The organism is Shewanella sp. SR43-8 (genome assembly GCF_014163775.1).
Classification (GTDB): domain Bacteria; phylum Pseudomonadota; class Gammaproteobacteria; order Enterobacterales; family Shewanellaceae; genus Shewanella; species Shewanella vesiculosa.
Map to the genome: position 1 here is coordinate 341,698 of NZ_JACJDX010000004.1, position 8,327 is coordinate 350,024.

The 8,327-nt window shown below is 42.5% G+C and carries 9 protein-coding genes; 8 read left to right on the plus strand and 1 reads right to left on the minus strand.

All coding sequences use genetic code 11. From position 1 onward, the window contains the following. Positions 1–73: 73 nt before the first annotated feature. The gene (locus H5114_RS07355) at positions 74–760 is read right to left on the minus strand and encodes a YggS family pyridoxal phosphate-dependent enzyme (protein ID WP_182722557.1); all 687 of its coding nucleotides are present in this window, start codon (positions 758–760) and stop codon (positions 74–76) included. 27 nt (positions 761–787) lie between these two features. Here H5114_RS07355 and H5114_RS07360 point away from each other — a divergent pair, with 27 nt between their 5' ends. The 8 genes from H5114_RS07360 (at position 788) to ruvX (ending at position 8,143) form a co-directional block, all read left to right on the plus strand. Then, positions 788–1,825: a type IV pilus twitching motility protein PilT gene (locus H5114_RS07360; protein WP_011638307.1), complete on the plus strand. Its 1,038-nt coding sequence runs from the start codon at positions 788–790 to the stop codon at positions 1,823–1,825. Between the two features lie 12 nt (positions 1,826–1,837). After that, a complete protein-coding gene (locus H5114_RS07365) occupies positions 1,838–2,950 on the plus strand; it encodes a PilT/PilU family type 4a pilus ATPase (RefSeq protein WP_124017185.1) in 1,113 nt (370 codons plus the stop codon). Between the two features lie 260 nt (positions 2,951–3,210). Beyond that, complete coding sequence (locus H5114_RS07370) at positions 3,211–4,314, plus strand: hypothetical protein (protein WP_124017186.1); 1,104 nt, start codon at positions 3,211–3,213, stop codon at positions 4,312–4,314. Between the two features lie 110 nt (positions 4,315–4,424). Next, on the plus strand, positions 4,425–4,958 hold the full coding sequence (locus H5114_RS07375) for a glutathione peroxidase (protein ID WP_182698372.1): 534 nt from the start codon (positions 4,425–4,427) through the stop codon (positions 4,956–4,958). Between the two features lie 248 nt (positions 4,959–5,206). After that, complete coding sequence (gene hemH, locus H5114_RS07380) at positions 5,207–6,220, plus strand: ferrochelatase (protein ID WP_124017188.1); 1,014 nt, start codon at positions 5,207–5,209, stop codon at positions 6,218–6,220. 252 nt (positions 6,221–6,472) lie between these two features. Then, complete coding sequence (gene yciH, locus H5114_RS07385) at positions 6,473–6,802, plus strand: stress response translation initiation inhibitor YciH (RefSeq protein ID WP_124017189.1); 330 nt, start codon at positions 6,473–6,475, stop codon at positions 6,800–6,802. Positions 6,803–7,008: 206 nt separating this feature from the next. Beyond that, complete coding sequence (locus H5114_RS07390) at positions 7,009–7,569, plus strand: YqgE/AlgH family protein (RefSeq protein WP_124017190.1); 561 nt, start codon at positions 7,009–7,011, stop codon at positions 7,567–7,569. Positions 7,570–7,723: 154 nt separating this feature from the next. Continuing rightward, complete coding sequence (ruvX, locus tag H5114_RS07395) at positions 7,724–8,143, plus strand: Holliday junction resolvase RuvX (protein ID WP_011638297.1); 420 nt, start codon at positions 7,724–7,726, stop codon at positions 8,141–8,143. The last annotated feature ends 184 nt before the right edge of the window (positions 8,144–8,327 follow it).

Below are 8,327 nucleotides of genomic sequence, written 5' to 3' on the forward strand. Positions count from 1 at the left end.
CTGCTTCCTGCTAGGCCGCTGCGCGGAAAGAGCACTTCGCTTCTAGGGACAGCTTCGCTCTAGGCTATTAGCTTTATCTTTCGCCAAAGATCGCACTACCGATACGCACCATGGTCGAACCGTTGGCAATGGCGATGTCCATGTCGTTGCTCATGCCCATGGAAAGGGTATCAACGCTAGGATACTGTTGCTTGAGCAGATCAAATAGCTGCTTTAACTGCGCAAATTCTTGTTGTTGGACCTGCTCGTCATTAGTGGCGGTAGGAATCGCCATTAATCCACGTAATGTCAGCTGAGATAAAGAGTTGATAGTAAGCGCTAACGTGGCAACGTCTTCAGCATTGACGCCCGATTTAGACTCTTCTTGGCTAATATTAACTTGAATACACACGTTTAATGGCGGTTTGTTACTCGGGCGTTGCTCATCTAAACGCTGGGCAATTTTATCGCGACTTAAGGTGTGCATCCAATCAAAATGCTCGGCAACAATTTTGCTTTTGTTTGATTGCAATGGGCCGATAAAATGCCATTCGATATCTGGGTAATCTGCCTGTAAGGCGGTAATTTTAGTTTCGCCTTCTTGAACATAATTTTCACCAAATAGACGCTGTCCAGCTTGATAAGCGGCAATGATGTCACTGATAGGTTTAGTTTTACTCACCGCCAGCAGGCTTATTTCAGCTGATGATCGTGAACAATTTTGCGCCGCTTGATTAATTCTACTCTGGGCGATTGATATTCTGTCTGCTATTGTTGTCATAATGTTGGTTAAATGGATGTCTCTACAATGGAAATCACTGAATTACTCGCCTTTAGTGTAAAACACAAAGCATCAGATCTACATCTTTCAGCAGGCGTATCTCCTATGATCCGCGTTGACGGTGAGGTAAGGAAAATCAATTTACCTGCGTTAGATCATCAAGGCGTCCATAGTCTTGTCTATGACATCATGAATGATAAACAACGTAAAGACTATGAAGAACATCTAGAAATCGATTTTTCATTTGAAGTGCCTAATTTAGCGCGTTTTCGTGTTAACGCATTTAATCAGTCCCGTGGCGCTGGCGCAGTATTTCGTACCATTCCCTCTGAAATTTTATCCCTTGAGCAACTTGGCGCCCCAGAAATATTTAAAAAAATTGCCAGTTACCCACGTGGATTAGTATTAGTTACAGGGCCTACCGGTTCGGGTAAATCAACGACACTTGCTGCGATGGTCGATTACGTTAATGAAAATCGCCATGACCATATCTTAACCATCGAAGACCCAATAGAATTCGTCCATCAAAATAAGCAATGCTTAATCAATCAGCGTGAAGTTCACAAACATACCCATAGCTTTAATGCCGCATTAAGAAGTGCATTACGTGAAGATCCCGATGTGATTCTTGTGGGCGAGATGCGCGACCTTGAAACGATCCGCTTAGCTATGACAGCAGCCGAAACCGGTCACTTAGTGTTTGGTACTTTGCATACCACCTCAGCCGCCAAAACCATTGACCGTGTGGTCGACGTGTTTCCCGAAGGTGAAAAAAGTATGGTGCGCACCATGTTGTCTGAATCGCTTCAGGCGGTTATTTCGCAAACATTAATCAAGAAGATTGGCGGTGGCCGAGTTGCTGCTCACGAAATTATGATGGGTACTCCAGCAATTCGAAACCTGATTCGTGAAGACAAAGTGGCGCAAATGTACTCCGCTATTCAAACGGGTATGTCTCATGGCATGCAAACCCTTGATCAATGTCTGCAAAACTTGGTCAATAGAGGCTTAATTACCCGTGAAGATGCAATGCAGAAGAGCTCGAATAAACAAGCTAATTTCTAAGGAGCTGGGATCATGGATGTTCGTCCATTTTTAAATTTGATGGTGGAAAAAAAAGCGTCTGATTTATTCATCACTGCCGGTTTTCCACCCAGCGCCAAAATTGATGGTGAGTTACGTCAGTTATCCGAAGATAAATTAACCCCAGAACAGTCGCTGGTGTTTGTTGAATCTTTAATGAGTGATGTACAAAAGAAAGAGTTTCACGATACTAGCGAGTGTAACTTTGCTTTTGCGGCAAAAGATTTAGGCCGTTTTCGTGTCAGTGCCTTTTGGCAACGCGAATCAGCCGGTTGCGTTATGCGCCGTATCGAAACCCAAATTCCTGAAGTTGACGACTTAAAACTGCCTGCGATTTTAAAAGATTTGGTGATGAGTAAGCGTGGTCTTATCATCATGGTAGGTGGCACCGGTACTGGTAAATCAACATCGTTAGCTGCATTGGTGGGGTACCGCAATGCACATGCTCGCGGACATATTCTGACCATTGAAGATCCTGTTGAGTTTGTCCATAACCACCGTAAAAGCATTATTACGCAACGTGAAGTGGGCATTGATACCGAATCATTCGATGCCGCGCTTAAAAGCTCATTGCGCCAAGCACCTGATGTGATTTTAATTGGTGAAATTCGTACTCAAGAAACCATGGAGTTTGCATTGTCATTTGCTGAAACTGGCCACTTATGTATGGCAACTTTGCATGCCAACAATGCTAACCAAGCACTTGATCGTATTATGCATTTAGTACCAGAAAGTAAGCACAACCAACTACTATTTGATTTGTCATTAAATTTACGCGGTATTGTCGCGCAGCAGCTTATCCCTAAATCAGATGGAACCGGGCGTCGTGCAGCCATTGAAGTGTTAATCAATACTCCTCGAGTGGCCAGCTTGATCGCCAAAAACGAGTTACATTTACTTAAAGAAACTATGGGTAAGTCACGCGAACAAGGCATGCAAACATTTGACCAAGCCTTGCTCGATTTGTATGTAGAAGGCGAAATCAGTTATGCCGACGCATTACATCATGCCGATTCACCGAATGATTTACGCTTAATGATTAAATTACAAAATAATGAAGCCGCGTCGTCAGGGACAATGGAAGGCATTACTCTAGACATGGATTAGTGATTATCTTAGTCAGTCAATAAGCTGATAATTCATCAAGCTGTTTATTATTAAAGGCCGTAAGTCACATCTTACGGCCTTTTTTGTTACCATGGTCACCATTATTGTTATCATTACTGTGGTTATCATGACTATTGTTGTGAAAGTTGCGATAACAAAAATACATTAAAAATCTTTTTTTCAGTAACCTTATTCGTATTTTTACGTTGTCTGTTACACATTTTTTCACGTTATATAAAATTGTTTTTCAAGGATGTTTCATGCAGTTATGGCAAAAAGTCACCGTCTTATCTTCGCTAATCTTGTTTCCATTCGCGGCCTCAGCAGTACCAGTCACAGATGAAGTCGATATCGGCGGTGCAGTGCGCGTGAACTACGGTTGGAAAGATTACGACAATAACTCCAAACTTGAGTTTGAACTGTTCCGTGCAGATGTTAACTACAAGAGTAAAGATGGCTTATTCGCCTCTGCTCAGTATCGTTGGTATGAAAATATGGACGTAGTGCATCATGCATACATGGGTTATCAATTTGATGAAGCCCAATCAGTACAAGTGGGTGTAACCCAAGTGCCATTTGGCTTATTACCTTATGCCGCCCATTCATTTTGGTTCGGCGCAACCTATTATCTTGGTTTTGAAGATGATTATGATGCCGGTATCCATTACAAAAATGAACAAGATGGTTGGCGCTATGACTTGGCGTATTTTGCTAATGACGAAATTGGCGACGGTTCTAATTATGATCGTTACTCATTTGATGCGGCCACAACAGCCGATTCACCATATGAAGAGGCTGGACAAATCAACGCCCGAGTTGAACGAGAATTTACCTCTGGTGAAGTGACTCATAAGTTAGGTGGTTCATTACAATACAGCCAATTAGATTTTATGGCTGATGCCGCTACCGTAGTAGGAGAAGACACCAATGGTCTTGCCGCTGCAGCGCATTGGCAACTTGACTGGAAACAATGGCAATTACAATTACAGTATATTCATTATGACTATGATATCGACAACAGTGAACGTATTGCGCTGAGTGCATTTCAATATCCATTTGAAATTGCTGCACAAGCCGATGTCGCTACCGTTAACATTGCTAAATCGATTGACGTTGATTGGGGTCCAATCTCTAATGTAAATTTTTACAACGATTACAGTCAGGTAATGGCATCGGGTCAAGGGCTTGATGATTCTATCCAGAATGTGACTGGTGTTGCCATCACGGCAGGTAAATTTTATTCTTATGTAGATTGGATTGCCGGTAAAAATATGTGGTTTGTTGATGGTCCAGGCGTTGGAATCAATAATGGTGATACATCATGGCATTCTCGCTTAAACATCAATATTGGTTTCTATTTCTAAAAGGTTTTGATCTCAATAAAAAAGTATCGCGTATAATGTATTGATACTTCATTAGGCACCGATAAATTTATTTAGCGGTGCCTATTCACTTTGAGAAAAGGACACTTAACATGATTAAATTTATTGCCGCAGCAGGCTTGTTTACCCTCAGTGCAGGGGCTTTCGCTGCAAGTTGTCCTGATTATCTCAATGTTGAAGCCCGCAAATTACACTCCGAAGAAAACGTCAATTTATGTGAACTCACCCAAGGTAAAGCAGTATTAATTGTTAATACCGCCTCCCATTGTGGCTTTACACCTCAATTTGAAGCACTTGAAGCCTTGCACAAGCAATATGCCGACAAAGGTTTAGTGGTCATTGGTTTTCCATCAGATGATTTTTTCCAAGAAGAAAAAGACGAAGCTAAAACCGCAGATGTATGTTTCATCAACTATGGTGTTACGTTTACCATGGTGTCAACATCACCCGTGAGAGGCAGTGAAGCCAACTCAGTGTTTAAATATTTAGGTGATAAAAGTGGCCAGCCAAAGTGGAACTTCTACAAATATGTTGTTTCAGGTGATGGCAAAACGGTAAAAGAATTTAGCTCTCGTGTTAAACCCGATAGCGATGAATTGATAAAAGCGATTGAGTCCGTTTTATAAGTGGTTAGCTTATCCAAATGAGTTAGCTATGTTAGTTAACTTAGGATAGCGTTAACTAATATAGCTATTTAATCGAGATAATAGTTTAATTTAAATAGACGTTTTAGAGCGCCGATAGATTTGATCATCAAATCGATAACTAGCGCTCTTTTTGTGTTAATCGAAAGCGATATAATTATAATTTCATCTCACAAGTTACTCATACTGTGATGTATTTATAAATCCATACTAATAACGGAGAAGATACTTTGGCTAGATTTTCAGGGCTAGATAAAGAAACCGGTCACAAAGCGCGTGGCAAAACCGGTGTATTATTATTAAATCTAGGTACACCAGATGCACCAACCGCATCAGCTGTTCGCATCTATTTAGCTGAGTTTTTGGCGGATCCTCGAGTAGTCGAAATTCCAAAACTGATATGGATGATTATTCTTCACGGGATTATTTTACGTATTCGTCCAGCCAAATCAGCAGCCTTATACAAACAAGTGTGGACCGAAGCCGGTTCGCCTCTACTCGACATTAGCCAACGTCAGCAAGCCAAACTAGCCAATCATTTACACGCGCAAGGGCATGATGTGAGCGTCCATTTGGCTATGCGTTATGGTTCTCCATCAACGGCCAGTACCCTGCAAGCAATGCACAAGCAAGGTGTAGACAATTTAGTGGTTTTGCCTTTATACCCACAGTACGCGGCTCCAACAACGGGTTCGGCATTTGATGCTTTAGCCAAAGAATTAATGAAATGGCGTTATATCCCCGCACTGCACTTTATTAACACCTACCATGACAACCCTGATCTTATCGATGCGCTTGCAGCATCGATTGAAAAAGATTTTGAACAACACGGAAAACCACAAAAACTGGTGATGTCGTATCATGGTATGCCTGAACGTAATCTGCATTTAGGCGATCCTTATTATTGTTTTTGTATGAAGACAACTCGCTTAGTGGTAGAAAAATTAGGCCTAACTGAAGATGAGTATGTGGCAACATTCCAGTCTCGCTTTGGCAAAGCTAAATGGTTACAACCATACACAGACGTAACCATTGGTAGTCTGCCTGAAAAAGGTGTTACCGATATCGCGGTTATCTGCCCAGCATTTAGTGCCGATTGTTTAGAAACCTTAGAAGAAATTAAGGGTGAAAATCGTCACGTATTTGAAGATGCTGGTGGCAAAAACTTTAGATACATCGAATGTTTAAATGACAATGATGATCATATCAATATGATGGCAAATCTTGTTAAACCTTTTCTTTAAGGGTTCTAGGGTCGCTTCGCTACTAGGGCGGACTGCGTCCTGCTAGGTCGTGACTGCGTCACTGCTAGGTTGCTTCGCTACTAAGATTTTATAGTCTCTAGTCGCGAAGCGTCCTAGCAGCGTAGCGCTCTAGGCTTTTGCTCGTCATCGCTTTCCACCGCTCGTTATCATTCTTTTAATTGCTTTTCACTGCTCGCCTCTGCTTTTATGATTTGTTAAACTCAAATAAAGTTTTATTGCTAAAGAAATCATATGAGAATAGATCCTAATATCGCATTAGTTTATAGCACTGATAAAGGTCGTATTGAACAACCTAAACCGCAAGTTGAAGTACCAAGCGGTGATGGTATCGTGCGGATCCACAAAGACAGTAAAGGCCGAAAAGGTAAGGGCGTTAGTGTGATTAAAGGGCTCGAGTTAGATGAAAAAGCCTTAAAAGAGTTAGCGCAAAAACTGAAGAAACAATGTGGCTGCGGTGGTACAGTGAAAGACTTCTGCATTGAGGTACAAACCGACAATCGCGAACAAATAAAATCCATATTAGAGAAGTTGAATTTCACCGTGAAATTGGCGGGTGGATAATACTAGGGCTTGTTGGTCTGTGGTGGTCAATATTTATTCGAACCCTTCGGGCAATCTTTTTAGCGGCTTTATACTGCGTTATCGCCTGTTGATCTAGTATAACTACATCAACAAGTTCTGCCTTGTATGACATGGCTACAAATCGCGGTAAAAATCATCTGGAAAGACCAACAAGCCCAAGGTTAACGCACTATTGGGGAGAGAATATGGATAGCTTAAAAGACCACTTTTTAATTGCCATGCCATCGTTAGATGATACATTTTTCGAACGCTCAGTGATCTACATTTGCGAGCATGATCAAAAGGGGGCGATGGGCATCATTGTTAACCGTCCAATAGGTTTGGAGATTGAAGAGCTGCTTGAGCAAATGGAGCTGTATTTATCGCCTGAGTTTTTATTCTCCCTCGACAGCCAAGTGCTCATTGGTGGCCCTGTTGCTCCGGAGCGAGGCTTTGTACTGCATACGCCGCAAAAACATTGGCTCAATAGTACTGAAATCAGTGAGGAGACAATGCTAACATCTTCGCGAGATATATTGGCCTCGATTGGCTCAGACAAATCCCCAGAAAATTTTGTGGTTGCGCTCGGTTACGCGGGTTGGAGTAAAAATCAACTAGAACAAGAGATTGCCGACAATACCTGGTTAACGATCAAAGCTTCGGCCGAGTTATTATTTAACGTAGAACCTGAACAAATGTGGCAGTCGGCCACCCAACAACTCGGTTTCGATATTTGGCAAATGTCGAGTCAAATAGGCCATGCTTAACAATAGTTCGCTGCGCTTCTAGGACGGACTTCGTCCTGCTAGGGTCGCTGCGCTGCTAAGATTTATAGAATCTAGCCGCGAAGCGTCCTAGCAGCGTAGCGCTCTAGGCTGTTACTTTTAAAGCGTCCTCTAAAGATCAAACAAAGAGATATACATGCAACCACAAACCGTTTTAGGCTTCGACTATGGCACCAAAAGTATCGGTGTCGCTATCGGTCAAGCCATCACTGCCAGTGCCACGCCTTTATTATCGATTAAAGCGGTTGATGGCATCCCTAATTGGGATGATATCGACAAATTATTGAAAGAATGGCAACCTGATCTTGTGGTTGTTGGCTTGCCATTAAATATGGACGGCACTGAGCAAGAGATGACTCAACGAGCCCGAAAATTTGCTAATCGAATTAATGGTCGATTTGGTGTCAAGATTGCCACCCAAGATGAACGCCTAACCACTGCAGATGCCAAAGCGCGCTTATTCGAATTGGGTGGTTTTAAAGCATTAACTAAAGGCCAAGTGGATGCCGTGTCAGCGGTGTTAATTATCGAAAGTTATTTCGAAAACCAGTTCTAACTTAATGCCTCGATTCTAGGGTCGCTTCGCTACTAGGGCGTGACTACGTCACTGCTAGGGTCGCTTCGCTACTAGGTCGTGACTACGTCACTGCTAGGGTCGCTTCGCTACTAGGTCGTGACTACGTCACTGCTAGGGTCGCTTCGCTACTAGGGCGTGACTACGTCACTGCTAGGGTCGCTTC

Coding starts and splice junctions, on each gene's coding strand:
- H5114_RS07355 (WP_182722557.1), bottom strand. CDS start 760: ATGACAACAATAGCAGACAGAATATCAATCGCCCAGAGTAGAATTAAT.
- H5114_RS07360 (WP_011638307.1), top strand. CDS start 788: ATGGAAATCACTGAATTACTCGCCTTTAGTGTAAAACACAAAGCATCA.
- H5114_RS07365 (WP_124017185.1), top strand. CDS start 1,838: ATGGATGTTCGTCCATTTTTAAATTTGATGGTGGAAAAAAAAGCGTCT.
- H5114_RS07370 (WP_124017186.1), top strand. CDS start 3,211: ATGCAGTTATGGCAAAAAGTCACCGTCTTATCTTCGCTAATCTTGTTT.
- H5114_RS07375 (WP_182698372.1), top strand. CDS start 4,425: ATGATTAAATTTATTGCCGCAGCAGGCTTGTTTACCCTCAGTGCAGGG.
- yciH (WP_124017189.1), top strand. CDS start 6,473: ATGAGAATAGATCCTAATATCGCATTAGTTTATAGCACTGATAAAGGT.
- H5114_RS07390 (WP_124017190.1), top strand. CDS start 7,009: ATGGATAGCTTAAAAGACCACTTTTTAATTGCCATGCCATCGTTAGAT.
- ruvX (WP_011638297.1), top strand. CDS start 7,724: ATGCAACCACAAACCGTTTTAGGCTTCGACTATGGCACCAAAAGTATC.